The following is a 25811-nucleotide window of genomic DNA, read 5'->3' on the forward strand; positions in this document are numbered from 1 at the left end:
ACAGCAAGCCAAATAAGGAAAATAACCTTGATATAAATCAAAAGAACCTTCCAGTCTGCTTTGAGGTGCAGCTTGAAAGGTTCTTTGTCATTTGTATTAGATAAGACATGAAAATACTAAGCTCGGGGGCGCGTGTTCTCCTGTACCCCGCATTTGGAAGTACATGAATGGCTGACGGAACAAGATGCACATGCCCCCTGTTTACTCTTTTTGACATGTTTTAGAACAGCCCAAGCTGCATATCCGAAAATGGCGACCAATAGTATAATTTCGAACCACGACATCATTATCGCTTCCTTTCCTAGATAAGCAAATTGATTCAAGCAAATCCGAGCAGCATGCCGCCAAACCGAATAAGCAAGGCAACGAGGTAGGCCACCACTAAAGCATAGCTCATGGAAAATAATGTCCATTTCCATGAAGCAACCTCACGCCGAATAATACCGACGGTTGCCAAACACGGAACGTACAACAGTACGAATGCGCAGAAGGCATAAGCTGTTAATGGCGTAAATGCATGTGCAATCTGAGCCTCCAGCATAGCGGCATCAGGTGCGTGATAAATAATGTTCATCGTGGATACGACGATTTCCTTAGCCATAAATCCGGTTACAAGTGCTGCGCCTGCTTGCCACGTACCAAATCCAAGTGGCACAAACAATGGTGCCAATACACCGCCTAGCTTGGCTAAATAGCTTTCATTCATCGCTACGCCAAAGCCATCAGGACCGGCATAGGACAAGAGCCAGATCAGGACAGATCCACCGAGAATAAAGGTGCCTGCTTTCCGTACGAAGCCCTTTCCTTTCTCCCATGTGCTGCGAAACAAGGTACGCCACTGTGGCATGCGATAAGGGGGCAATTCAACTACAAAGACGGTCTGCTCTTCTTTCATGAAGCTAAGGGAGAATACCTTTGCCAAAATTAACGTGAGTACGATGCCAAGCAAATATAAGGACAAGACCACAAAGGCTTGATGCTGCTCAAAAAAAACACCCGCAAACAAGGCGTACACCGATAGTCTAGCAGAACAGGACATAAACGGAACGAGCAGTGTAGTGACGAGCCTTTCACGCGGCTGTTCGATGGTCCGCGCAGCCATTATTCCTGGTACGCTACAACCAAAGCCGATAACAAAGGGAATGAACGCTTTTCCGTTTAACCCAACCGCTTCCATTAACCTGTCCATAACGATCGTGACACGGGCCATGTATCCAGAATCTTCTACGAAAGAAATAAACAAAAACAAAATGAAAATTTGTGGCACAAACACAAGTACACCACCAACACCTGCAATGATCCCTTCTTGAATCAAAGCATGGGTAAAAGCTGAAGCGCCGACCGTATCAAGCAGTGATGAGGTCCAATCGGTAAAGGCGCCACCAAAGAAACCGTCAAGCAAATCCGATAACGGAGATCCAATCCATTCAAACGTAACTTTAAACATGAAGTACATCACAGCAATAAAGATGGGAATGCCTAGCCAACGGTTTGTAACTATGTTATCGATCCGATCCGTCAAATTTGGCTTGGCGGGTGCGGTATGGGATAAGCTTTCAGCAACTATTTGCTTAATATACGCAGTCCTGACCGTACGAATGTGCTGTGGAAGATGGAGCGCTGTTCCAGCGGCTTGCAAATGTTGCTCGGTCTCTTCGTACAGGCGCTCAACCGCAGGTTCAATCTCAGCGTATTGCTGAACCCATTCGTGAATGGTGTTGTTATTTTCTAAATATTGCAGGGCAAGCCATCTGCTTGGAATGTGTGCGATAGCTGGCAGCAGTGCTTCCAAGCGCTGAATAGCTGCCTCCACACATTCACCATAATCCAGCCGGAAGGTGGAAGGCGGCTTTGCAAGCATGCCATCTGGCGTCAAGTCGTCCAGTAAAGCCGGGATTCCTTGATCACGACGTGCATTGACCTTGTATACGGGCACACCCAAGCGGCTTCCCAACAATTCGGATTTAATATATATGCCTCGACCTTCAGCGACATCATTCATGTTTAAGGCAATTAACGTTGGTGCACCGTATTCCAGCAGCTGTATTGTTAAAAATAAATTTCTCTCCAATTGGGAGGCATCAACGACGTTAAGTATTACATTTGGTTGGTCATGCAATAAGTAATGAACGGCAACCCCTTCATCTCGGGACATCGGTTGCAAGGAGTAGATACCAGGAAGATCAATTAACTGAGCTGCATGATTACGCAGCATTCCGACCTTTTTCTCTACTGTAACGCCAGTCCAGTTTCCCACATATGCATAGGAGCGAGTAAGAGAATTAAACAAAGAAGTCTTGCCTGTATTTGGATTGCCGACAAGGGCAGTGGACCAGGAGTTCAACATACATCCACCTCGATTAAAGTCGCTTCGACTTTACGCAAACCGAACAGCTGCCCGTTCGCTTCAAGCATCAGCGGGCCGCCTAGCAAGCTGCAACGTTTCACTTTTACAAGTGTCCCTATGGTCACACCAAGATCCAGTAGACGATGGGAAACTGCAGAAGATAGTCGGGCTAAGCTTGTAATATACGCTGCTTCACCTGGCTTTAGATGGCCTAGCGATTTGCATGTACAAGGGGATTGGATGTGTGAAGTCATACCTGATTCCTACTTTCAGCTTCAAGAGTGATAATCTTTATCATTTACATTTGTAATGTATCACTTTTTGAGCGCAGCCCTTGTGATTAATATCATATTTAGGAGAGACATTTGTCACAATAAGCACTTTTTTTACAGCAATTTACCGAAATCAGGTATCTTTTACTTTGCTTTATGTCGTTGTTTCCAGTAGAATGAAGAAAATTAAAACGTAAAAAGGAGAAAGCGGAATGAAAACGAATCATTGTAAAATTGTCGACTGCACCATTCGAGACGGCGGCCTCGTAAATAATTGGGACTTCAGTGTAGAATTTGTGCAAGATCTGTATGCCGCATTAAATGAAGCGGGCGTCGATTATATGGAAATCGGCTACAAAAATTCGCCTAAGCTGTTAAGTGGCGCTGATGAAACGGGTCCGTGGCGATTTTTGAATGATGATTTCTTGCGTAAGGTCATTCCGCAAAAAGGTCAAACCAAGTTATCTGCACTGGTAGATATTGGTCGTGTGGACGAAAATGACATTTTACCGCGCAGTGAAAGCTTGTTGGATCTCATTCGAGTCGCTTGTTACATTAAAGACGTTGACAAAGCGCTAGAGCTTATTCAGACGTTCCATGATCGTGGTTACGAGACCACTTTGAATATTATGGCGTTATCCAATGTAATGGAAAACGACTTAAATGAAGCGTTCCTGATGATTAAGGAAAGTCCGGTTGACGTAGTTTATATTGTAGATTCTTACGGCAGCATGGATCATAACGATTTTTATTTCTTGGTGACGAAGTTCCAAGAACATCTGCCTAACAAGAGTCTTGGAGTGCATACACATAACAATATGCAGCTTGCATTTTCCAACACGCTCGTTGCAGCAGAAAGAGGCGTAGAACTGCTGGATTCCTCTGTTTATGGTATGGGACGTGGAGCAGGTAACTGTCCTACGGAAGCGCTGCTAACGCATTTGAAGAACAGCAAGTACCATTTGCGCCCAACTTTACGTTTCTTGGAGAAACATATGATTCCGATGCGTGAGCAGTGGGAATGGGGCTATCTCGTTCCATACTTGATTACAGGCACGTTGGATGAGCATCCACGTTCTGCAATGGCATTGCTTGCTTCCCCGGAACGTAACAAGTTTACCGAATTTTATGACCGGATGATGACACCAGAAGGAAATTTTGTGCAGAAGAAACCGGAATAATTTCAATTTCTCCATACGTACAGCATGGCTGCTCCTTAGGAGCGGTCGTGCTGTATTTTTATTTCTCGTTATGATGCGATAAGGGACCATATAATAATACATCCGCACGATTAATTCGTGCGGATGTATTGTCTGTCGCCAGTCTTGGGATTGTAGTATACTTGATATTGGAAACCGTCACGCGGATCAATAAAGATTTCCTTTGTTGGGACATAATCAGCATTTAGACCGATAGCATCACGCACATTGTCATGCTGCTTATAGCGCTTGTCGTACACTTTCTTACCGATAATAATAAGAATTATAAGACCAATAAGCGGTATTCCATAGAAGACTACGGCAATACCGAGTATAGTTGCGACGCCGGACATTAATAGTTCACCGGTCTAAGCCGTACGACAGTTCCATAGGCTACAATTTCACTCATATTTTGTCCGATGTCTCCACTGTCAAAGCGCATCATAATAACAGCATCTCCACCCATCGCGTGGGCGTTCTGAATCATACGATCCATCGCTTGACGACGTGCATCTTCAATCATTTGCGTATATTGTTTGACTTCTCCTCCAACTAGACCCTTCAGCGAAGCCATAATGTCTCCACCAATGCCGCGAGCGCGTACCACAACTCCAAAGGCCGTTCCTAAAGTTTCAGCGATCTCAGCATTTGCAACACGTTCCGTAGTTGATACCAGCATAACGTCAGCTCCTCTTAGTGACAGGCCATCTTGACGGCCATTTACTTTTAATACGATTAGTTTCCTCTTTTCGTTTCATTCACATGCATGGGTATGTTTCATTTTTTATGACCCATCTGGGTAACAGGCTCGTTCAACCCTAATATGATTTGATGCTAAAATGAAAGAATTGTTATTAAATACGAAGGATTTTATTGGAATGAAGCTGTACATTGTTTATTATGTAAGGAGACAGAGATAAATAATAATAGAGCACATATTTTTAGCTTTTATGAGGAGAGTAGGATAGTGATGAAAGTCAGTATTTTTGATGTGGCCAAAAAAGCTGGCTTATCTGTCGTCACGGTGTCGCGCGTACTTAATAATGCAAAGACCGTACGGGAGAAAAATAGGCAGAAGGTGTTGCAGGCGATGAAGGAATTGGATTATCATCCGAATGCAGCAGCTCGCAGCTTGGCTAAAGGAAAGACAGGTGTTATCGGGGTAATCGTAACCACATTACAGGATTCATTCCTGGACAGTGTAGTGCAAAACGTATCCAGCCAACTTAAGGACTACGGATACTATCTAGCACTTTCAGTTGCCAATTATCCTACAGAAGAAGGACACGGTACGGAACTGATCCAAGAAGATCGGGTGGACGGGTTGCTCATTTTATCCGCAGTCCATGAAGAACTGTATATCGTGGAGCTGAAGAAGCGCAAAATTCCTTTCGTACTAATTGACAATCAAGTGATGCAGCCTTCTGTATCCTGTGTGCTTGTCGATAATTTGAAGGGTGGATACGAGGCGACTCAGCATCTGATTGATTTGGGTCATAAGCGAATCGCGCACATTAGAGGACCTGCATTCTTTTTGAGTGCCCACGAGCGCGAGCGTGGTTTTATGCAGGCGATGGCGGAAGCGGATTTAGAACCGTTCGCAATAGAAACGGGCGACTTTTCCATTACTTCAGGCTACGAAGCCATGATGCGTTGGATTGAATCGGGTAATGTGCCGGAGGCCATATTTGCGGCCGACGATTTTATGGCAATCGGCGCGATCAACGCTTTAACTGAGGCGGGGTATAAGGTGCCACGAGATGTCTCAATCGTGGGGTACGATGATCAAATATTGGCCTCCCAGCTCAAGCCACGCTTGACAACGATGAAGCAGCCAGCTGAACAAATTGCTAGAATGGCAGTGGATGTGTTGATGAAGCAAGTGAATGGCACTAACAAACGCAGCATGACCTTCAAATTTGACTCGGAGCTTGTAGTACGTGAATCAACTGCTCCGCGCTTGCCACAGTCATAATTGTAATCGTTTTCCTTTTGCAACCCCAGCAGGCATGAGTGATCTTTGACAGGTCGCTCATGCTTTTTTTAAGTGGTGGACACGGTTAAACTTGGTGTATACAATCGGTATCAGCAAATGAGGGTTGTAATACAACTGATCAAGCTAGCTGGCCCAGCGTTTAATTTGAAAATGTGATACAGGAGGTGCGTGATGAGCGACCGCATGATTAAAAGGCTTATATTATGGATTCCAACAATTACGATTGGATTGTGGGAGTACATACGCCATACTGTCCTTCTTCCGTATATGTCGATGGACCTCGGTAATATACTGGCACCGATCATTGTGTTTGCGGTGTCGGCTATCTTCTTAACGAAGCTATTTGCACTATTAGAAGAGACTCAGCGCAAGCTGCGACAAGAGCAGCAATTAAAAGCTGAATTGGAGGAGCGTGAGCGACTTGCTCAAGAGCTGCATGACGGAATTTCACAATCGTTGTTTATGCTATCGGTTAAAATTAATCGACTAGAGCATGCAGAGGGCGAGGAGCGCCAAATTCAATTTGATAAACTAAAGCAGACGGTACACCACGTACATGATGACGTGAGGCAGGCGATAGCTAATTTGCAGGCTGCGCCACAGGAGGCAGATTTCTCATGGACCCATACGTTTATGCAGATGATTGAAGAAATGCGGGTAGATACGGAATGGGAACCAGAAGTAGACTGGCGGCTCGATGACGAGCAGATGACGATAAAAGAGAAAATTACGCTGTTTTCCTGTGTACGAGAAGCCTTAACTAATGTTCGCAAGCATGCACAAGCCAAACATGTCACAGTTTTGTCGGAGGGAGGGAATGAGCAGTTTTATTGTGAGGTGCGAGATGATGGAGCGGGAATGAAGGACGATCCCTTTTCCCTGCCAGGAAAATATGGCATGAAAATGATGAGAGATCGAATACATAACATGGGTTGGCAAATGTCCGTCTATCGGCAGCACGAGGAAACCGTAATTTGCATTCGTAAGGGAAAGGAGATGTCTTGGAATGAACACGAAGCAGCAAGACCAGCGATTTCGCATATTAATTGCGGATGACAATGCACACGCGCGTGAGGGTATTAATGATATTTTATCAATTGATCCTTTGTTTCATCTCGTTGGCGAGGCGGTAAATGGGGAAGAAGCATTAAGTTTAACCGAACATTTAATGCCCGACTTAATTTTGATGGACATTTCGATGCCTGTTATGGGCGGATTGGAAGCGACCCGTCGTATTAAGGAAAGGTTTCCTTATGTAAAAATTGTCATGGTCACTGTCTCGGACGACATCACTCATTTATTTGAAGCGCTAAAAGTAGGTGCGCAAGGCTATTTGCTGAAAAACTTGCAGCCTGCTGCATGGCATGAATATTTACGTGCGGTTGCTATTGATGAAGCACCTATGTCGCAGGAGTTGGCGATGCGTTTGTTGCAGGAGTTTGCACCCAAGCAAAGCACTCGTCCTGTACACGCTTCACCATTAACAGCACGGGAACGTGAAATATTGGAGCGTGTAGCGAAGGGGGAATCCAACCGGGAGATTGCATTACGTTTGACGTTGTCTGAGCATACGGTCAAAAATCATCTCAAAAATATTTTACAGAAGCTGCATTTGGACAATCGAGTACAGCTTACCCGCTATGCGTTTGAGAATGGACTGGCGTGAAACAAAGAGGACAAGTGCTATTATACCGAATAGAGATGAGATAGTGAGTGCACGACAAGGAACAATAAGGCTGAAAGATGGAAAAAAGTTCGTATATGTGCCTGATTTGTATTGCGCGCCATTTTAAGGTGTGTTATATTAATCTATGTCGTCTTAATAGGGCGCATATAACGGGACGTAGCTCAGCTTGGTAGAGCACTTGGTTTGGGACCAAGGGGTCGCATGTTCAAATCGTGTCGTCCCGACCATTATGATCATCACAACGTATTCCATTTGGGATACGTTTTTTTGTCGTTTGAGCAGGCTACGATGATGATGGCAATGAGGATGACTCATACATCCAAGATTGACTTGGTGATTTCGATGGCAGCGCATCTCTAAGAGAAGAAGGACCTCACTCCTCCGTTAAAGAGGAGTTGAGGTCCGTTGTCTGTTTAGCGGGGGGGGGAGGGTGTTTGGTCATGCAAACCTTCTGGGGACAGGGCGTTCCCTAATCGCTGCATAGACTTAGACTCGCTCGCGCCAGTAACCTAGCAGATCAGACATAGTTTGCTCAAACGGAATCGTTGGTTTCCAACCTGTCTGACGTTCAAACTTCGAGGCATCCCCAAGCAAAATCTCAACGTCAGAAGGACGCATCCGACTTGGGTCTGGTACCACCTCGATAGAGATCGTACTCATGCTGAGCAGCAAATTCAGCATTTCTTCGATGGTGACACAAGTGCCAGAGGCGATATTATAACATTCGCCAGCCTCTCCCTTTTCTAATCCTACCCAGTATGCGCGTACAATGTCCCGCACATCTGTAAAATCGCGTTTGGCTTGCAAGTTGCCAACAGAAACGATGGGAGGTCGAATTCCTTTCTCAATCTCTGCGATTTGCTTCGCAAAGTTTGAGGTTACAAACTGCTCGCCGCGACGCGGTCCCGTATGATTGAAAGTTCTTGTGCGAATCACGTGTATGCCATAACTTTTAAAGTATTGATAGCCTAGATAATCCTGGGCAGCTTTACTTACAGCATAAGGGCTAAGCGGCCGCAGTGGATTGTCTTCGCTTATGGGGGTCTCATGTGGTTCGACGTGGCCATATTCTTCGCTAGAGCAAGCAATCTGGATCTTAGCGGGTAGTTCCAGCCTTCTTACGGCCTCGAATATATTCAACTGACCTGCAACGTTGTTGTATATGGTGTCTACTGGAGAATTCCATGATGTAGGTACGAAGCTTTGAGCGGCAAGGTGGAAAATGTAGTCGGGTTTTTCGGCAGCGAGCAGCGTTTCGACTGAGAACGGGTCACGGAGTTCACATTCAATCAGTCGAATTTGGGACTGAATATGCTCAATGTGATCCATCCGGCTGCGGTTGCGGATAGTTCCGATGACCTCGACTTGTTGGTCCAGCAGAAATTCGGCCATATGACTGCCGACGAATCCAGAAATGCCGGTTACTAGAGCCTTCATTGGGTTGGTTTCACCTCTTTAAGTTGATGTGATTCCCAGGTATGCATGCTTTCGTTAATAACTTCCTTAATGCGTTGTTCCTCTGAGCGATGACAGACGAGCAGGCCATCCTCAGTTGAAATAATGATGAGGTCGCGTACGCCAATAACAGCAGTATGTTTGTCGCTAATGACGATATTGTCTTTTGCATGAAACGAGTTTACATATCCGTTTAGCAAATTGCCATACGGATCAGTGCCGTAATGCCTGCGGACCGAATTCCATGTACCCACATCGTCCCACTCGAAATCGACAGGAATAACAAACAAATTAGGTGCTTTTTCAATAATGGCGTAGTCAACTGAAAGCTTAGGAATAGTGGAGTAAATTGTATCCGTGTGCGGATAGTGTTCTGAAAGTGGGCTCCATATGGAAGGACAAAAACGATTCATCAAGTGGGCGATTGTAGAAGGTCTCCATACAAAAATACCGCTATTCCAATACGTTCCAGGTAATCTGACAAGTTCATCCGCGACGCTGAGGCTGGGCTTCTCAATAAATGAAGATACGGAGCGAAGTTTTCTGTGTTTGCTCGACTCCGACGTGCGGATGTAACCATAGCCAGTTTCAGGTCGACTTGGCACAATTCCAAGCATGACGGTGGTGCGGTTATGAAGCGCTTCTTGTTCAGCCGCTTCCAAGGCGTTTCGTAATCGTTGGTAGTCCGATATATATTGGTCGGACGGCACCATAACGATCACATCGTCCATCTCCTGATGAAGAAAGAATAAGGCAGTGAGGGCAGTGCACGGGCCTGTATCACGGGCCACAGGCTCAATAATAAGTCGGTCTGTGGATAATTCAGGTAGTTGCTCCTTTACGAGTCCTACATAAGCGTCAATTGTTGCTACAAATATTCGATCTTCCGGAAGCCATTGTCTAAAGCGCTTATACGTTTCTTGCAGCATCGATTTGTTGGAGAGAAGGGGGAGAAATTGCTTGGGCTTCGATGTTGTGCTGCTTGGCCAGAAACGTGTGCCTCGGCCTCCAGCCATGATGACGACGTTCAACGAGGTTCACCCCATTTCGTGTAGACCAAAATAGAACGGTGCATATTTCTACTCCATTTTAGTACCTATTGTATGTGCAAATGAATTTGGCTTGAAACGGCACTTGTGCCGACAACAGATGAAAGATACGACGATTGGGAGTGGAAAAAGTAATTTCTATGCCATGCTGGATATAGCTGCATATCATCCTATCTCCTATGCTATGCATGCGCGTAATAAACGCTACTGCTGGATAAAGGAAGAATGATGGCAAGAGCACGTGTTACGTTTCTTTAAGTCATAAAAGGAGTTCAATTACGTGAAAGAGGCTTGCAAAAGAATTTATTTTCTGGCTATAATATAGACTAGTCTGATGCATGGTGACATATGATGACATGTGTCGACGACGTTAGCTTGATTTATGTTAATCATTAATGATGCTGAGATGGAGATAAGTAAGCTTGCGCCACTTGCCAGGGAGAGGATGCCGATGATTGAGAGTATCCTTCAAGTTAGGACTTGCTGAATTTCACTCCGGAGCAGGAGCTTGAACAGAAGCTGTTTAGAGTTGGCTTCAGAAGTAGAGTGTCCCGGCCGCGAACCGTTATAATCGCTTGAAGTGAGATATGCAGATGCAGCAACTAATGCTGTATCAGATATCTAATTAGGGTGGTACCACGGCCTTTTCGTCCCTTACCGGATGGAAAGGTCTTTTTTGTATGAATATGGATTGGAAATGAAGGAGGAACACATGTATGAAGGAGCGTTTACACGCACTGCGCGAAAATGTGCTGGATCTGCTGCAGGAAGTGATAACGGAACAACAGCTAAACGATCTTCGCATTAAATTTTTAGGTAAAAAGGGTGAACTCACGGAAATTTTGCGTGGTATGGGCAGTTTAAGCGCAGAAGAGCGCCCTATTATCGGTCAAGTCGCGAACGAAGTACGCGGATCAATTGAGAATATTATTAACGAGAAGCAAGAAGCTTTTGTACGTGCGCAGACGGAGCACCGTTTGCAAGCCGAGCTTATTGACGTAACGCTTCCAGGCCGTAAGTTGACAAGTGGCGCTATCCATCCTTTAAACAAAGTTATTCAAGAGATTGAAGATGTCTTTATTGGAATGGGCTACCAAGTAGCAGAAGGTCCCGAAGTGGAAAGTGATTATTATAACTTTGAGGCGCTTAATTTGCCTAAAAACCATCCTGCACGTGATATGCAAGATTCGTTCTACATTACGGAAGATATTTTAATGCGTACACAGACATCTCCGGTTCAGGTGCGGACGATGGAGTTGATGAAAGGTGAAGTGCCACTCAAAGTGATTTGCCCAGGACGTGTGTACCGTCGTGATGATGATGATGCAACACATTCCTTTATGTTCCATCAGATCGAGGGTCTAGTCATCGACAAAAATATTCGCATGAGCGATTTGAAAGGGACATTGCTGCAATTCGTAAACGAGATGTTTGGGCCACACATGCAAATTCGGCTGCGTCCAAGCTTCTTCCCGTTCACGGAGCCAAGCGCAGAGGTTGACGTGACTTGTGTACAATGTGCAGGCAAAGGATGCCGGATGTGCAAGCAGACTGGATGGCTCGAAATTTTGGGCTGCGGCATGGTTCATCCGCGTGTACTGGAGATGGGTGGTTATGATCCAGAAGTATATTCCGGCTTTGCGTTTGGTATGGGCGTAGAACGTATTGCACTGCTGAAATACGGCATTGACGATATTCGTCATTTCTATACGAATGACGTCCGCTTCTTGCAGCAATTCGATCGGATGTAGTATGAGGACTAGAGGAAGGAAGGAAAAATCATAATGAATGTATCCTATAAATGGTTATCTGAATATATCGATTTAACTGGCGCAACAGCTCAACAATTAGCTGAGCGCATTACACGCGCAGGCATTGAAATAGACCATGTGGAGAACCGAAATCCAGGTCTTGATAACATCGTTGTTGGTTATGTTACGGCTAGGGAGAAGCATCCTGACGCGGATAAGCTGAATGTGTGTACGGTAGACGTAGGAGCAGCCGACATGCTTCAAATCGTATGCGGCGCTAAAAACGTTGATGCGGGCCAAAAAGTCCCTGTAGCAACGATTGGAGCTGTTATGCCTGATGGCATGAAGATTAAGCGCGCCAAGCTGCGTGGAGTTGAATCTCAAGGGATGATCTGCTCAGCGAAGGAGCTTGGCCTTAATGACAAGCTGCTGCCAAAAGAAATGCAAGAAGGCATATTGGTTCTGCCGGCAGAGGTTCAATCAGGCACACCAATTGCTGAAATTTTGGAACTTAATGATTATGTCTTGGAGTTCGACCTGACGCCGAATCGCTCGGATTGCTTAAGTATGCTGGGTGCGGCCTATGAAGTCGGTGCTATTTTGGATCGTCCTGTCAAGCTGCCTGATGAAACGATAGAAGAAACTGGCGGGTCAGCAGCTGACCATATTTCCATAGAAATTACTGCACCAGAGGCTTGCAGTCGATACGCAGCTCGTTACATTACAGGCGTTAAGATTGCACCTTCGCCATTATGGCTCCAGAATCGTTTGTTAGCAGCCGGAGTACGTCCGATCAATAACATCGTAGATGCAACGAACTTTGTGATGCTCGAGTATGGACAGCCATTACATGCATTTGACGCGGATCAATTGTCTAATGGGCATATTGAAGTACGGATGGCTCGTGCAGGGGAGACGATTGTGACGCTTGACGGTCAAGAGCGCAAGCTGGACCCGCAAATGCTGCTCATTACAGACGGTGTGAAACCTGTAGCCCTTGCCGGAGTGATGGGCGGAGCAAATTCTGAGGTGACAGAATCAACAGTAAACATCCTGCTTGAATCCGCCAAATTTGATGGTGGGGTTGTAAGGAAGGCGTCCCGTCAGCTTGGATTGCGTTCAGAGGCTTCCCTTCGCATCGAGAAAGAAGTGAATCCGGAAGCAGTTATTCCTGCATTGAATCGTGCGGCTGAACTGATTCGTCAGTTGACGGGCGGTACAGTTGCAGCAGGCATCGTGGAAAAAGTGACCACACAACATATACGCCAAACGATTCAATTGTCCGTTGAGAAAACGAATCGCATGTTAGGTACTTCGCTTACAGCGGCAGAAATTCACTCGATCCTTAGAAGGCTTGGATTTGAGGGGAATGAAGCTGAGAGCGGCGTGTTTGAGGTGCAAATTCCGGCTCGACGTGGCGATATTACACTTGCCGTTGACTTGATTGAAGAAGTGGCGCGTATGTACGGCTACGACAATATTCCAACAACACCAATAGAAGGGGCGACAACACCGGGACATTTAACTAAGTCGCAACGTATCCGTCGTGAAATTCGCCGTTTGTTGGCAGGCGGAGGTCTTCATGAAGCGATCACGTATTCATTTACGCACCCGCAGGAAACGGAGCTGTTCCCAACGTTATCGCCTAACGCTAAAGCTGTAAAGCTGGCGATGCCGATGAGTGAAGACCGTAGCGTATTGCGCACAAGCTTTATACCAGGCTTGTTGGATACAGCAGGTTACAACCGCAATCGCAAGAACGAGGATGTGCAGCTGTTTGAAGTAGGCAGCATTTATGTGACCGACGATGCGGCACTTGCGGAGCTTCCAGAAGAGAAAACCGTGCTGGCCCTCTTGATGACAGGAAAGCGCAGCACGCCGCAATGGAATGTAAAGGCCGAACCAGTAGATTTTTATGATATTAAAGGAGCGCTGGATAGTCTGTTCAGCCACTTGGGCATTATAGGGCGTGTACGTTATGCGGCAGACCGTCCGGCAGGTTTCCATCCAGGTCGATCTGCCAGCATTTATTTGCAGACAGATGCAGGTGAAGTGCTGCTCGGTACAATTGGGCAAATTCATCCAGACCTCCAGCGCAGCAAGGATTTAGGCGAAACTTATGTGGCCGAGATTTTGCTGCAACCAGTCATTGACACGACAAGTTTTGCAATCGAGTATCAAGTGCTTCCGCGCTTCCCGGCAGTTGAACGCGACATTGCTTTGGTATTGGATCGTAAGGCTGAAGTTGGTCATTATGTGAACATAGCGAAGGAAACAGCAGGAGCTTGGCTGGAATCGGTACGTGTATTTGATGTGTACACAGGTGATCGTATTGCGGCAGACAAAAAGAGTGTCGCCATCTCGCTTGTCTATCGTAATCCAGAACAAACCTTTACAGATGAAGAAATTACAGCACTGCACGGTAAAGTCGTTGCTGCATTAGAAGCACAAGGTGCAGAACTGCGTAAATAATGGAAATATAACAGATAAATATGCGCTACCTTTACAGCGATATCATATTGTTATGGGAAGTTAAATAGGGCAAACCTCGTCATTTCAAGCGCCGCTGCGCGCTCGCATGGAATGGAGGGGTTGCCCTTTTCCTATTTATACGCCAAGATGATATATAGCTAAACTTCTGCTAAAGCCTGATAATGACAGCGCCTAGGAGCAGGAAAAAGCGCTTACTATATCGAAATAATTACAAATGAATGGTTATAACCATGCGGTCTGCCGCCGATAGCACAAAGGATGCGGCTGTCGTTCACAGTAAGAAGGAGGACGAGTATAATGACCTCACCAGACAAGCACCGGGTCACTGTTGAAATATATGGAACACAATATAAGATTGTAGGTACAACTAGCAAGGAATATATGCGGAATATTGCAGCTATTGTGGATGAGCATATGAGAACGATTGCGGAAGGGAATCCGCGGCTTGATATACCACGGATTGCGGTGTTGTCCGCCGTGCACATCGCTGAGCAGGTACAGCGTATTAAGGATGAGCAGGCACGTCTTGCGAATGAAATTCAAGTGATCGAAAAAGAGAAGCAAGCAGCAGAAGCTTCTAAGCAAAGCTTAGAGTCGCAGCTTCAAGCTCTGACCGCTAGTCATGAGGAAGAGTTGAAGCAAGAGCGCGAGGCGAACCATAACGAGGTTCAGCGTCTTCGTGAAGCTGAGCAGCGGTCAACAGCGGCATTGCAGCAGGAACAAGCAGCGAAGAAAGCGGCTGATGAGCATGTTTTGAAGCTGAAAGAGCAGGTGAAGGAGGCTGAACGCCGTGTTCAGGCGTGCACGGGACGTGAGCAGGATTTGAAGCGTCGCCTTCAGGATAGTGAGCAGAAGCTAGTTCGTTTACATGAACAAGTGGAGAAGCAGAAAAAAGAGCACGAGCAGGAACTTCATGCTCGTGTTCAAGCGATGACAGAAGATCATAAGCAGGCTTTGCACAGGCTAAAGAGTGAGCATGAGGCTGCGGTGAAGACAGCTTCTTTAAAGCTTACGACGGAGCTGCAACAGTCGGAAGCAAAATATGCCGCTGCAATTAAGCAGGCGGAAATGAAGCAAGCTGAGTTAACGAAGCAAGGTGAAGCCAAGTTGGCCGAGGCTTTAAAGCAAGCAGAGGCTAAACATGTCGATGCCATGAAACAATCGACGATAAAGCACGATGCGAGCTTAAAGCAAGCGCGCGAACAGCACCAAAGTATCGTCAAGCAGCTACAAGACAAGCACAGTGCTGCAATAAAGGAGTTGCAAGAGAAGTTACAGCAAGAACTGGCCTTGAAATCTAAGCGCGTTGCCGAATTGGAAGCAGAACATCAAAGTGTCGTAGAGAATCTTAATAAGCAGCTAGAGGAGCGGACCGCGACTTTGGAAGCTCGTCATCAGGAGGACATGGAAACGATGTCTGCACTGCATGAGGAAGCTATCGAGACACTTAAGATGACCCGTGATGCCCACGAAGAGCGTTTGCGCGCAGGTTGGGAAGAGCAGTCAAAGCAAGCGGATAGCCGTATTCGCCAGCTTGAGGGCCATCTAGGAAGAGCGGAAGAGCTGGATCGTGCTCGTCAAGTCGAGATGGAGCGGCTTATGCGTGCTAGAGATGAAGCTATTGCAGAAGCTGAGCAGCATTTGGCTACAGTACAACAATTACAGGATAACCTTACGTTACAAATAGAAGCAGTGGAACAGTCTAAACAAGATCGTGTTACTTATGAAGCGCTTATCCAAGAGCTGGAAGAACAGTGCAATCAGTTAACGAGTGAGCAAGAAGCGACCAAATTGGACAAGAAGCAGCTGGAGGAGCAATGTGATGCTCTACAGCAAGAGGAGCGGCAGACTCGCAAGCAGCTTGCTGAGCTAAAGCAAAAGTTGGAACTGCTGCAAGCTATTGAGGCTCAAGCCAAGGAAGAGCTGGAGCTAGCACAACTGGAGTCCGATGCTATTTTGCAATCGGAACGTGAAGCCCATACGATGGCTCTGGAGGAGCAGGCTCAGTCGCTAAAGCAGCAGTGGCAGGCAGAGCAGGAAGAGCATCTGGCTCAAATGTTGCAGCTTGAACGTGAAACTCATGCTAAGGCGATGGCGGAGCAAGCCGAATCTCTCAAGCAAGATTGGCAAGTGATGCATGAACAGGAACTGAACGCTCTCCGCAAGGAGCTGGATCAACGTTTGCAGCAGGCTGAGGCCGAGGCGAACGAACGGATGCAGGAAGTGCTGCGTGAGGCGGACAAGCGTGCTCAGGCGGCGGAAGCGGAAACAGGTGAACTGCTTCAATTAGTAGAAGCCGAAGCAACTGAGCGTCTTAAGGCGGTTGAGGCTGAGGCAAATGAACGTATCCAGGCTGTAGAAGCGGCTGCTAATGAGCGTATTCAAGCAGTAGAAGCTAATGCACATGACCGGATTCAGACAGCGGAAACTGCTGCCGATGAACGGATTCAGGTGGCACTGGAGCTGGCTGATTCTCGTGTTGCAGCTGCGGAAGCACTTGCTGAAGAACGTGCACACTATGCAGAGGTGTCACTTGAAGCACAGATGAAGTCGATGGAACTAGAAGCTAATGAGCGCATTCAATCAACAGAAGCGATGATGAATGAGTTGGTGCAAGCATCAGAAGAAGCTGCAAATCAACGGGTGCAGGCGGCAAATGCAGCGGCAAACGAGCGGATTCAAACGATCGAAGAGACGATGCAGGCGCAGCTTGTAGCAGCACAACAGTTAGCAGATGAGCGGATAGCAGCGATTGAGAGCGAGGCAAACAGACGTGTGGGCGACGCCCTAAAAGATGCTGAACAGCGTGTACAGCAGTTGCAGAATGCCCTTGAAGAAGCCACTCAACGTGAACTTGAGGCTAAAGAGGAAGCGAGTCTGCACATTAAGGCGGTTCAGGAAGAGATTGAAAAACAACTGCACGAGATGGAGCTTGAGCGGAGTAAACAATTCCAAGCATTGCAGGAAGAGGCTAATGCGCTGTTGAAGCTTGCAGGAGAAGAAGCGGAGCAGCAAGTAAAAGCGGTGCAGGCTGCTGCTGAGATCAAAGTAGCAGAAGCCAACAAGCAGGCGGAAATACGTGTAAGAGCGTTCCAAGAAGAGTATGAAGGCAAAATAAAGGGTCTTATGACAAGCGTGGATGAGCAAACACTTCAGTCCAAGCAAATGCAATCAGACCTTCAGGAGCAATGGGAAAAGCGCGAGCAGGCATGGTTGTTGGAAAAACAAACAATAGAGCAAGAGACAGCATGTCATCTGTCTGTTATTGCAGATGCAGAGCAGACGAACGAACAGCTCCTAGCTGAAGAAAGCCGTCTGCGTCAGGAATTGGCGGAGCTGCGTCAAGCGTTGGACGAAGCAGCCGCATCGACTACGCTAGTGTCCGATGCAAGCTCGGAAGAAATGGTGATTATTCAAGAGCAATTTGAGATGATGTCGCACCAGTTCCGATTGTCGCAGCTTGAGCGAGACATGGAGCGAGCGAAGGCGCAGCAGATAGAGGAAGAGTACAACAAGCTAAAAGAGGAATATGGCAAGCTTCAATCGGAGTTTAACGAATGGCTGGAGCTTATCGAACAAGGCAGTTAGGAAGGCATCAGTGATGATCGCTACGATACAGAGCAAGTGGATGGAAACGTGGACGTGGTTTATAGCTTTGCTGCACACGTGGAATACGTTGGATTGGACAATTGTTGCAGTTTGTATAATGTGCATCATAATCGGAGCGATAAGAGGCTTGCGTGCGCAAGCTCTTTCGCTCTTTGGTTATGTTGTTGCTTTTATTATTGCCGCAAAAAGTTATACATACTTTGTGCCGTGGGTTCGTAAACGGCTATTTAAGTCGGAAAGAAGTATAGATTCGACAGATATGACTTCGCTGACTCCGACGGACCTGAATCAGACATGGGATCAGCTCATTCATGCCGTGATTTCATTTTGTATGTTGTTTTTGTTTGTAATGGCTGGACTATGGCTGCTTAAATACGCTCTGAAAAGATGGTCCTCTGTAAAGCCGATTCGTACATTTGATCGGATAATGGGGGCGTTTCTTGGTATTGTACAATTTGTTTGTTTTTGGTGTATCGCTTATATTTTGCTAAGAGCTTGGCCGTCAGGCGCACTGCAAGAATGGGTGCGGCATTCGGTATGGATGGATAAGACAGGAGAATGGGTCCCTTCATTAATCGCACAAGCTATGCAATGGGCACAGTGGATATAGGTGCATACATAGGTACATACATTGGCCCTTGTTGCTTAGGGAACTGTTGTAGAAGCTAGTTATTCGACGATGAGTTTAGCTGTCATTTCTTTGTGGCCTGGTCCGCACATAATAGTGCATTTGAATTCGTAGGTGCCTGTTTGTGTAGGAGTAACCACTTGGCTGGTCTGATTCGGAGTTAATTCAAGGCCGATATCTTTAATTTTGATACCGTGATTGCCGGAAGATTCAAGTATGAATTTAACCGGCTCACCGGCCTTCACGCGATACTCAGGCTGTTCGAATTTATAATTGGTCGCTTTAATAATAATTTCTTTAGCCGCAAATGCAGGCTCGCCGGCTCCCTGTGTGGGACTCCCTTGTTGATTGCTTCCGCATGCAACCATAACGCATGCAAGCGCAAGCATAGCTGCAGCGAGTGCAATAGGTCGTTTCATAACTGCAAATCCTCCTCGTAGTTCACGACGCATTATTACGTGTGTATTTTGAACACTGGTAAGTGTCATGAAGATAACTATACGCAACGGAAAATGCAATTCCTGTCGTTTTACCGAAGTGAGATGTGACGGTTATGTGACTTTTGGGACGCTACAGCTATGTTTTGCGTTATGAATAGATAGCTGATCCTTTCGGCATTCGATTACAACATATCGTTTGAGCTACAAACCGAACCGTTATGCTCGATCAGAGCTGCGGCCAGCTTCAAACGGAGTAGCAATCGGAATAAACAAGTCGATTAATCCGACGACCAACGCCGCCAGTAAGGCACCAATAATGGATACGGAAACGCCACTGACAAAGAACTGAGCGACATAGATAACAACGGCGCTAGCCAGAAAGCCAACGATTCCGCGGCCAAAAGGGGTTACGCGTTTGCCGAAGATGCCTTCTACAATCCATCCGAACAACGCGATAACTAAAGCCAGAACTAATGCGCTCCAGAAACCGCCTACTGTAAAGGCGGGTACAAGCCAAGCCGTAACCATAAGTACGATGGCTGCTACGATAAAACGGACTACATGACCGAGAAAACTCATCATTTTTACCTCCTTGTTCGTTTATAAAGGGTGCAGTTTGTGCAACAATTAGTGTATCCTGATGCGGCAAGTTCATTAATTCCATGTTTCGACAATATTAGCCACTATTTAAAGCTTAGGCTATAATGATTTCAACGAGAGGAGTCGTGACTTCGTTTGAACGTTAAAATATTTCAGACTTTAGAATATAACAAAATATTAAGCGGTCTAGTGCGTCATGCAGCTACTGCACTTGGGGAGCAGGCGGCGTTAGCCCTCCTGCCAAGTTCTAAGCTGGATGAAGTGAAGAACCGTTTGCAGGCAACTGATGAGGCATATACGGTTGATCGGCTGAAGGGGGCAGCGCCATTTGCTGGCGTTACAGACATACGTCCTGCCTTGAAGCGTGCGCGTATTAGTGCGATGCTGAATCCGATGGAATTGTGGGATATTTCATCGCTCATCCATGCGAGTAGACGATTAAGCCGTTACATTAGCTCTGTAAATGAAGATAATCCTGTTCCTTTGCTGAATTCATTAGTAGAGCAATTCAGCGACCAGAAATCACTGGAGGATGAAATTCGCCAATGCATTGATGATCAAGGGGAAGTGATGGATCAGGCCAGCTTTGAACTGGCTACAATTCGTCGTGAGCTCCGCATTGGGGAAACAAGAATTCGGGAGAAGTTAGAATCGCTTGTCCGTTCACAAAGCACAGCCAAGATGCTGCAAGAGCAGCTTGTTACAATTCGAAATGATCGTTATGTCATTCCCGTCAAGCAAGAATATCGTGCGCATTTCGGTGGGATCGTTCATGACCAGTCCAGCTCAGGCGCAACTTTGTTTATCGAGCCAGAGTCAATTGTAGCCATGAATAACAAGCTTCGTGAGACCAAGCTGCGTGAGGAGCGGGAAGTTGAACGTATTTTGTCCCGCTTGACCGATTTGGTTGGCGAACAGACAGACATGCTGTTGTATGATACGGATTTGGTTGGGGATCTGGACTTTATGTTTGCCAAGGCCAGATATGCACATGAGATGAAAGCGACACTTCCAACGATGAATGATCATGGGTATTTGAAGCTGAAAAAAGGTCGTCATCCGCTTATTTCAAGTGATATAGTCGTTCCTACTGATGTCGAGCTGGGGAAAGAGTATTCCACGATAATCGTTACGGGACCCAATACGGGGGGTAAAACCGTATCGCTCAAGACGATTGGACTGTTAAGCTTGATGGCGATGTCCGGTTTATTTGTACCCGCTAATGAGGGTAGTGAGCTTTGTGTATTTGACGCCATTTATGCGGATATCGGAGATGAGCAAAGTATAGAGCAGAGCCTCAGTACATTTTCCAGTCATTTGACTAATATTATTCGAATCTTGCATGCCATGACACCTAAAAGTCTAGTGTTGCTTGATGAGGTGGGTGCGGGAACGGATCCTGCTGAGGGATCAGCGCTTGCGATTGCAATTCTGGAGCATATTCATCGGACAGGATGCCGCATGGTTGCAACAACGCATTATTCCGAGTTAAAGGCTTATGCGTATGATCGTGCTGGTGTCATTAATGCGAGTATGGAATTTGATGTGCAGACGCTGCGACCTACTTACCGCTTGCTCATTGGTGTTCCAGGGCGAAGCAACGCTTTTGCTATAGCAGAGCGACTTGGACTGCCTGGTTCTATTATTGAACATGCACGTGGTGAAGTGACAGAAGAAGATATGCGTGTAGAAAACATGATTGCTTCTTTGGAGCAAAATCGTGTGACTGCGGAAGCTGAACGGGAGTCAGCGGAGAAGCTTAGACAAGATTATGAAGCGCTGCGTCAAACGCTGGAAGAGGAGCATGCCAAGCTGCAAGCCGATAAGCAGAAGCGAATCGATCGTGCGGAAGAGGATGCGAGATCTATCGTGGACAAGGCGCGCAGAGAAGCTGACGATATCATTACGGAACTGAGGATACTGGCTCTGGAAGGTGTTAAGGTTAAGGATCATCAGCTTACTGAAGCACGTAAACGTTTAGATGAAGCTGCTCCTGCCAAGAAACTGAATGCCCAAGTAACAAAACCGAAGACGGTGCGCCAAATTGGACCTGGTGATGAAGTGATGGTATACAGCTTAAATCAGAAGGGTCACGTGGTGGAGATGACGGGCAGCGATGTGATCGTACAACTGGGTATTATGAAAATGAAAGTCAGCAAAGACGATCTGGAGCTTGTCTCAGCTGCCAAGCAGGAAGCAGTTAAGAAGCAAAAGGCGGGTCCAAGCGTGACACGTACACGAGATGACTCTGTGCGCTCAGAGTTGGACTTGCGCGGAGCTAATCTTGAGGAGGCGATTATGGAGGTTGATCGTTTTCTGGATGAAGCGCTGCTTAGCAATTTAGGACAAGTTTATATTATTCATGGTAAAGGCACAGGTGTATTACGTTCTGGTATTCAGGAGTTTTTACGAAAGCATAAACACGTCAAGAGCTTCCGGCTTGGCAATTATGGCGAGGGCGGAGCTGGAATTACCGTTGCGGAAATGAAGTAACAGGCAAAGCCTTCATGGGAGGAACAAAGTGGAACAATGGATTGAACGATGGTTGAGCAATCCGTATTTTGAGATGCTCGCTTATTTTTCGGTTGCAAGTGTAGCGCTTGTAGTTCTGTTATCAATATTTGAATTGGTGACCCCTTATAAGTGCTGGGAGGAAATCAAGAAGGGCAACATCAGCGTAGCAATGGCAACGGGAGGCAAAATATTCGGTATATGCAACATATTCCGATTTGGCGTAGAAGCCCATGACTCTTTGTACGCTTCACTACAGTGGGCTGTTCTAGGTTTTATTTTGCTGCTGGCTGCTTACTTTCTGGTCGGCTTTCTAATGCCGAATTTTAAGCTCGATCAGGAAATTCAACGTGATAATCGTGCTGTGGGCTTACTGGCTATGATTTTATCGATCTCGTTATCGTATATTATTGGCGCAAGTCTGAAATAAAGATGCACAGATGGAACTCAACTCAGTATATTAACGGGGTCGGAGGACAGCTCAAATGAAGTACTTATGGGGAACTTTGTTTGCACTTGCCGCATTGTTTTTAATTGTTGGAGTGTACTATTGGATAAATATGTAGGATAGGGAAGGCTGGGAATTAACATGTCTACAGATGTAATTTGCCCTTGGTGTGATACCGAAATCGTATGGGATGAAGTGCTTGGACCTGAGGAAGAGTGTCCTTATTGCCACAATGAATTGCAGGAGTACCGCACACTAAGTGTTCCGCTTGAGGCAGAAGAGGATGAGGAAGAAGGCATCGAATCGATGCAGGTTAAAGGGACTAAAAAAGGTGGAAATGCGTATACCAACGCTGTCCAACCGGGGAAGCAATCTGAAGCTGCAATGGGCTGGGAAGATGACAGCATGCTATTAAGCTCACCGGATCAATTACAATTCGAAGAAGGAGTTGGTCGTGTGCTGCACGATCAACTAGAAGTTCCGGAGTGTCCGCACTGCCGTGAGTACATGCTGCTTGCAGGTCAGGAAACAGTAACCGCTTCAGCATTTCAACCGCATCGTCCAGCTGCATTGGACAAGCCGCTACTGCAAGCACCTTTTACACTAGATGTGTATGTATGCGCCTCTTGCTTCCATGTCTCCAAATCGCTCAGTATGCGTGAGCGGGAAACGCTTATGAAGCAAGTGAATCAATTAGGTGAAGGTGACAACTGAGCAGGGTCGTTTCGTTGTTAGTAAATTTTAGATAGGCTGATGACGTTGTACGCTTCGGGGAAGATTAAGCAGGAAATGCTTAACGAGCTGAGAGCGAGGGGGTCATCTCGTGCAGGCGAAATGGGATACGCAGTCAAGGTTACTGCTAATCGTATATGGTTTGTTTGCATGTGCTAATGCCTGTTCAGGAACGTTTGTAAACGTGTTTCTTTGGAAATTGAAGCCCGATTATGCGCTCATTGGATGGTTTGCTCTTGTACAGCAGCTGTCCTTGGGCGCTGTTTTTATGTTCGGGGGTAAATGGGTTAAAGAGTATAATAAAATGAATTGTTTGCGGCTAGGGATCATTTTTGCCGGCGTGTTTTATGCTGTCGTATTACTTCTTGGCAAGCAGGCTATTCATTGGATTTGGCTGCTAGGACTACTGCTTGGGGCTGCAATGGGAGCCTTCTGGCTAGCTTTTAATGTAGTCTACTTTGAAGTGACTGACGCAAATAATCGTGACCGGTTTAATGGTTGGGTCGGGCTCATTGGCTCTGCATCGACAATGGTAGCTCCGTGGCTGGCAGGTTTGCTAATTGCAAGCTTTGGGGAGAAGGGATACACCTTTATGTTTACGGCCTCATTGGTAATTTTCTCATGTGGGGTTGTGCTTAGCTTTTGGCTGAAAAAGAGGCCACCAGGGCAAGCGTATGTTTGGCGTATCCCGTTAAAGTTATGGCTAGACCGAACAAGTCCCTGGCATATTACATTTTGGGCTTTGGCTGCGCAAGGGCTGCGTGACGGTGCTTATAGCTTTCTGATTAGTTTGCTTGTATTTGTAGCTACGACCAATGAACTGAAGGTTGGTAACTACACCCTTATTTCTTCGATTGCTGCGCTGCTGTCTTATTATGCGGTAGGGCGTTGGTTAAAATGGAATTATCGGGCGAATGGAATGATAGTGGGCGCAATGGCAATGGCCCTTGCGATTATCCCATTGTTTGTCAGGGTTGATTATTATTATTTAATCGTGTTTGGTATCGGCATGGCACTGACATCACCGTTGTTTATTATTCCGATGACTTCCGTTACTTTTGACTTGATGGGGCAGTCGGAGCAAGCTGTGAATCATCGAGTGGAATTAACCGTTTTGCGGGAATTTGGCCTGTTGGCAGGTCGAATGGTATCAATTGTTGCCTTTATTTTGATTATGTCCTGGTCTACACGGACAGAGACCGTCGTTTTATTTTTAGCGGTGATCGGCTGCATGCCCGTCATTAGTGCCTTAATGATGCGTAAATTAGTTAGACAGCACAATTAATTACAAAATGCCGTTATCCACTTGGCAAGCTGGATAACGGCATTTTGTGATATTAGCTGACAGGTGGCGCCGGATGGTGAGAACGCGTCAAGCTGAACAGATGTGCATCGGGATGTTCGCCTTGTTTAATTAGCGTAAGAATAATATTAGCGGCAATCGTTGAATAGGCAATGCCATTTCCCCCATACCCTTCAATAAAAAAACAATGTGGATATTGAGGGTGTGGCCCTATCATAGGATATCCGTCATGCGTAGAGCCGAAAGCGGCTGTCCAAGCGTACTGTGAGCGAATCGGTGCTAAAGCAGGAAAAAGCTTTTCAATTTCCTGCTCAAGTAAATACGTCTTATGTTTAAGCATTCGATCCCTTTCCTCGGGGATAACGGTAGCAACATCAAGTCCGCCTGCCACGATTCGATTATCCACTGTTGTACGTAAATATAAATAGGGCCGCGCAGTTTCCCATATTAAGCATCTATCTGGCCAAATCCGCTCGAGGTCGGGAATAGGTGTGGTTACAAGGGCGTATGTACTTTCAATGACGGCGTTGGTATCAGCTTTTATTTCTTGAGTCTCGTAGCCGGTTGCGAATATGACGTAGCTTGCCTCTACAACTGCCCCTTTACCAGAGACCAACTGCACACCATGTGCGAGCCAATTATGATGGACAATCTTTGTCTCTTCATAAATACGTACTCCATATCGTGAAACAGCTGTATCAAACAAAGCATGTACGAAGCGAAATGGGTTCACTTCTGCATCGCCACGGGAGTAAATAGCAGCGGGTTTGCTGAAACCGTATCTCGCTTTAATATGAGAGGCTTCCAGCCACTCCACATCAAACCCACACAATATCAATTGCTCATATTCTTCTTTTAAGGCCGGGACATCTGCTTCTTCAGTGGCATAATACAAACTTGGGCGCGAATCAAGTTCAGGGTCCATCATTAATTCGTCCTTTATTCGCAGCAACTTTTGCACCGCTTCTTTACATAAGGTGTAGAATCGTGTGCCGCTTTCACGACCGAAGGTATGGATGCAGGAACTTAAAGTTTTATCGTTAGAGCCCTGCAATAAACCGGTGCTGGCGCACGTGCTTCCGTGACCGATGCGACGTTTGTCGACTACAACTACGTGCAACCCTGCCTTACTGCATTCGTAGGCGGCCAATGCGCCGCTAATGCCCGCCCCGATAATGGCGACATCACAAGTGACATTATCCATTAGCGGAGGGTAGCTACTGACTTGCTCTAAGGAATGAGTCCAGGCTATTTGTCCAGACTTTAAATCCATCCAGATCTCTCCTTTCGA

The 25811-nt window shown here is 46.3% G+C and carries 23 protein-coding genes, 1 tRNA gene and 1 other annotated feature; of the genes, 14 read left to right on the forward strand and 10 right to left on the reverse strand.

The genetic code is table 11. The features are described from left to right. Positions 1-116 precede the first annotated feature (116 nt). Genes H509_RS28670 through H509_RS0116370 form a run of 3 tightly spaced genes read right to left on the reverse strand, consistent with a single transcriptional unit; the run spans position 117 to position 2601 of the window. Positions 117-419 (reverse strand): FeoB-associated Cys-rich membrane protein, encoded by a 303-nt coding sequence (locus H509_RS28670; RefSeq protein WP_342663657.1) that lies wholly within the window; start codon positions 417-419, stop codon positions 117-119. Then, on the reverse strand, positions 320-2344 hold the full coding sequence (gene feoB, locus H509_RS0116365) for a ferrous iron transport protein B (protein ID WP_028546031.1): 2025 nt from the start codon (positions 2342-2344) through the stop codon (positions 320-322). Before feoB ends, H509_RS28670 begins: the two co-directional genes overlap by 100 nt. Continuing rightward, positions 2341-2601 carry a FeoA family protein gene (locus H509_RS0116370; RefSeq protein WP_028546032.1) on the reverse strand — a complete coding sequence of 87 codons (261 nt, stop codon included), beginning with the start codon at positions 2599-2601 and terminating at the stop codon, positions 2341-2343. Before H509_RS0116370 ends, feoB begins: the two co-directional genes overlap by 4 nt. A gap of 230 nt (positions 2602-2831) precedes the next feature. Between H509_RS0116370 and H509_RS0116375 the strand changes: the two genes are divergently transcribed. Continuing rightward, positions 2832-3800, forward strand: a complete 969-nt coding sequence (locus H509_RS0116375) for an aldolase catalytic domain-containing protein (protein ID WP_028546033.1) — start codon at positions 2832-2834, stop codon at positions 3798-3800. 110 nt (positions 3801-3910) lie between these two features. Here H509_RS0116375 and H509_RS0116380 read toward each other — a convergent pair whose 3' ends face one another. Both H509_RS0116380 and H509_RS0116385 read right to left on the reverse strand, forming a co-directional pair. Then, on the reverse strand, positions 3911-4171 hold the full coding sequence (locus H509_RS0116380; protein WP_028546034.1) for a hypothetical protein: 261 nt from the start codon (positions 4169-4171) through the stop codon (positions 3911-3913). After that, positions 4171-4497: a YbjQ family protein gene (locus H509_RS0116385; RefSeq protein WP_028546035.1), complete on the reverse strand. Its 327-nt coding sequence runs from the start codon at positions 4495-4497 to the stop codon at positions 4171-4173. Before H509_RS0116385 ends, H509_RS0116380 begins: the two co-directional genes overlap by 1 nt. 291 nt (positions 4498-4788) lie before the next feature. Between H509_RS0116385 and H509_RS0116390 the strand changes: the two genes are divergently transcribed. From H509_RS0116390 to H509_RS0116405, 4 genes are all read left to right on the forward strand, one after another. After that, a complete protein-coding gene (locus H509_RS0116390; RefSeq protein ID WP_028546036.1) occupies positions 4789-5793 on the forward strand; it encodes a LacI family DNA-binding transcriptional regulator in 1005 nt (334 codons plus the stop codon). 192 nt (positions 5794-5985) lie between these two features. Then, positions 5986-6870: a sensor histidine kinase gene (locus H509_RS25645; RefSeq protein WP_051287272.1), complete on the forward strand. Its 885-nt coding sequence runs from the start codon at positions 5986-5988 to the stop codon at positions 6868-6870. Next, entirely contained in the window at positions 6821-7480 is a 660-nt protein-coding gene (locus tag H509_RS0116400) for a response regulator (protein ID WP_028546037.1), read from the forward strand. Before H509_RS25645 ends, H509_RS0116400 begins: the two co-directional genes overlap by 50 nt. A gap of 171 nt (positions 7481-7651) precedes the next feature. Then, positions 7652-7728: transfer RNA gene (locus tag H509_RS0116405), tRNA-Pro, on the forward strand. Between the two features lie 259 nt (positions 7729-7987). Here the strand turns inward: H509_RS0116405 and H509_RS0116410 are convergent. Both H509_RS0116410 and H509_RS0116415 read right to left on the reverse strand, forming a co-directional pair. Continuing rightward, positions 7988-8938, reverse strand: a complete 951-nt coding sequence (locus H509_RS0116410) for a GDP-mannose 4,6-dehydratase (protein WP_028546038.1) — start codon at positions 8936-8938, stop codon at positions 7988-7990. Beyond that, positions 8935-9987: a mannose-1-phosphate guanylyltransferase gene (locus H509_RS0116415; protein ID WP_028546039.1), complete on the reverse strand. Its 1053-nt coding sequence runs from the start codon at positions 9985-9987 to the stop codon at positions 8935-8937. Before H509_RS0116415 ends, H509_RS0116410 begins: the two co-directional genes overlap by 4 nt. Positions 9988-10105: 118 nt before the next feature. Between H509_RS0116415 and H509_RS28620 the strand changes: the two genes are divergently transcribed. The 5 genes from H509_RS28620 to H509_RS0116435 all read left to right on the forward strand — a co-directional run bounded on the left by H509_RS28620 (position 10106) and on the right by H509_RS0116435 (position 18468). Continuing rightward, positions 10106-10234: a hypothetical protein gene (locus H509_RS28620; RefSeq protein ID WP_281169749.1), complete on the forward strand. Its 129-nt coding sequence runs from the start codon at positions 10106-10108 to the stop codon at positions 10232-10234. A 165-nt stretch (positions 10235-10399) separates the two neighbouring features. Then, positions 10400-10663, forward strand: a binding site (T-box leader). Positions 10664-10721: 58 nt separating this feature from the next. Further along, complete coding sequence (gene pheS / locus H509_RS0116420; protein ID WP_028546040.1) at positions 10722-11756, forward strand: phenylalanine--tRNA ligase subunit alpha; 1035 nt, start codon at positions 10722-10724, stop codon at positions 11754-11756. Between the two features lie 33 nt (positions 11757-11789). Continuing rightward, complete coding sequence (pheT, locus tag H509_RS0116425) at positions 11790-14228, forward strand: phenylalanine--tRNA ligase subunit beta (protein WP_028546041.1); 2439 nt, start codon at positions 11790-11792, stop codon at positions 14226-14228. Positions 14229-14546: 318 nt separating this feature from the next. Next, positions 14547-17837: a cell division protein ZapA gene (zapA, locus tag H509_RS0116430; protein ID WP_028546042.1), complete on the forward strand. Its 3291-nt coding sequence runs from the start codon at positions 14547-14549 to the stop codon at positions 17835-17837. A gap of 13 nt (positions 17838-17850) precedes the next feature. Then, positions 17851-18468 carry a CvpA family protein gene (locus tag H509_RS0116435; RefSeq protein ID WP_028546043.1) on the forward strand — a complete coding sequence of 206 codons (618 nt, stop codon included), beginning with the start codon at positions 17851-17853 and terminating at the stop codon, positions 18466-18468. 59 nt (positions 18469-18527) lie between these two features. On the opposite strand, the gene H509_RS0116440 is transcribed toward H509_RS0116435, so the two are convergent. Both H509_RS0116440 and H509_RS0116445 read right to left on the reverse strand, forming a co-directional pair. Beyond that, the gene (locus H509_RS0116440; protein ID WP_028546044.1) at positions 18528-18905 is read right to left on the reverse strand and encodes a cupredoxin domain-containing protein; all 378 of its coding nucleotides are present in this window, start codon (positions 18903-18905) and stop codon (positions 18528-18530) included. A 237-nt stretch (positions 18906-19142) separates the two neighbouring features. Further along, entirely contained in the window at positions 19143-19505 is a 363-nt protein-coding gene (locus tag H509_RS0116445; protein ID WP_028546045.1) for a phage holin family protein, read from the reverse strand. 156 nt (positions 19506-19661) lie between these two features. Between H509_RS0116445 and H509_RS0116450 the strand changes: the two genes are divergently transcribed. The 4 genes from H509_RS0116450 to H509_RS0116465 all read left to right on the forward strand — a co-directional run bounded on the left by H509_RS0116450 (position 19662) and on the right by H509_RS0116465 (position 24502). After that, positions 19662-22019, forward strand: coding sequence for an endonuclease MutS2 (locus H509_RS0116450; RefSeq protein ID WP_028546046.1), 2358 nt, complete (start codon positions 19662-19664; stop codon positions 22017-22019). Between the two features lie 28 nt (positions 22020-22047). After that, positions 22048-22467 carry a DUF350 domain-containing protein gene (locus tag H509_RS0116455; protein ID WP_028546047.1) on the forward strand — a complete coding sequence of 140 codons (420 nt, stop codon included), beginning with the start codon at positions 22048-22050 and terminating at the stop codon, positions 22465-22467. A 159-nt stretch (positions 22468-22626) separates the two neighbouring features. Beyond that, on the forward strand, positions 22627-23199 hold the full coding sequence (locus H509_RS0116460) for a hypothetical protein (RefSeq protein ID WP_157277759.1): 573 nt from the start codon (positions 22627-22629) through the stop codon (positions 23197-23199). Between the two features lie 109 nt (positions 23200-23308). Then, on the forward strand, positions 23309-24502 hold the full coding sequence (locus H509_RS0116465) for an MFS transporter (protein WP_028546049.1): 1194 nt from the start codon (positions 23309-23311) through the stop codon (positions 24500-24502). Positions 24503-24554: 52 nt separating this feature from the next. On the opposite strand, the gene H509_RS0116470 is transcribed toward H509_RS0116465, so the two are convergent. Further along, on the reverse strand, positions 24555-25793 hold the full coding sequence (locus H509_RS0116470; RefSeq protein WP_028546050.1) for an NAD(P)/FAD-dependent oxidoreductase: 1239 nt from the start codon (positions 25791-25793) through the stop codon (positions 24555-24557). Positions 25794-25811 lie beyond the last annotated feature (18 nt).

It is taken from the genome of Paenibacillus taiwanensis DSM 18679, from assembly GCF_000425125.1.
Classification (GTDB): domain Bacteria; phylum Bacillota; class Bacilli; order Paenibacillales; family Paenibacillaceae; genus Paenibacillus_B; species Paenibacillus_B taiwanensis.

Coding starts and splice junctions, on each gene's coding strand:
- H509_RS28670 (WP_342663657.1), bottom strand. CDS start 419: ATGGAAATGGACATTATTTTCCATGAGCTATGCTTTAGTGGTGGCCTA.
- H509_RS0116370 (WP_028546032.1), bottom strand. CDS start 2,601: ATGACTTCACACATCCAATCCCCTTGTACATGCAAATCGCTAGGCCAT.
- H509_RS0116375 (WP_028546033.1), top strand. CDS start 2,832: ATGAAAACGAATCATTGTAAAATTGTCGACTGCACCATTCGAGACGGC.
- H509_RS0116380 (WP_028546034.1), bottom strand. CDS start 4,171: ATGTCCGGCGTCGCAACTATACTCGGTATTGCCGTAGTCTTCTATGGA.
- H509_RS0116385 (WP_028546035.1), bottom strand. CDS start 4,497: ATGCTGGTATCAACTACGGAACGTGTTGCAAATGCTGAGATCGCTGAA.
- H509_RS0116390 (WP_028546036.1), top strand. CDS start 4,789: ATGAAAGTCAGTATTTTTGATGTGGCCAAAAAAGCTGGCTTATCTGTC.
- H509_RS25645 (WP_051287272.1), top strand. CDS start 5,986: ATGAGCGACCGCATGATTAAAAGGCTTATATTATGGATTCCAACAATT.
- H509_RS0116400 (WP_028546037.1), top strand. CDS start 6,821: ATGAACACGAAGCAGCAAGACCAGCGATTTCGCATATTAATTGCGGAT.
- H509_RS0116410 (WP_028546038.1), bottom strand. CDS start 8,938: ATGAAGGCTCTAGTAACCGGCATTTCTGGATTCGTCGGCAGTCATATG.
- H509_RS28620 (WP_281169749.1), top strand. CDS start 10,106: ATGAAAGATACGACGATTGGGAGTGGAAAAAGTAATTTCTATGCCATG.
- pheS (WP_028546040.1), top strand. CDS start 10,722: ATGAAGGAGCGTTTACACGCACTGCGCGAAAATGTGCTGGATCTGCTG.
- pheT (WP_028546041.1), top strand. CDS start 11,790: ATGAATGTATCCTATAAATGGTTATCTGAATATATCGATTTAACTGGC.
- zapA (WP_028546042.1), top strand. CDS start 14,547: ATGACCTCACCAGACAAGCACCGGGTCACTGTTGAAATATATGGAACA.
- H509_RS0116435 (WP_028546043.1), top strand. CDS start 17,851: ATGATCGCTACGATACAGAGCAAGTGGATGGAAACGTGGACGTGGTTT.
- H509_RS0116440 (WP_028546044.1), bottom strand. CDS start 18,905: ATGAAACGACCTATTGCACTCGCTGCAGCTATGCTTGCGCTTGCATGC.
- H509_RS0116445 (WP_028546045.1), bottom strand. CDS start 19,505: ATGAGTTTTCTCGGTCATGTAGTCCGTTTTATCGTAGCAGCCATCGTA.
- H509_RS0116460 (WP_157277759.1), top strand. CDS start 22,627: ATGTCTACAGATGTAATTTGCCCTTGGTGTGATACCGAAATCGTATGG.
- H509_RS0116470 (WP_028546050.1), bottom strand. CDS start 25,793: ATGGATTTAAAGTCTGGACAAATAGCCTGGACTCATTCCTTAGAGCAA.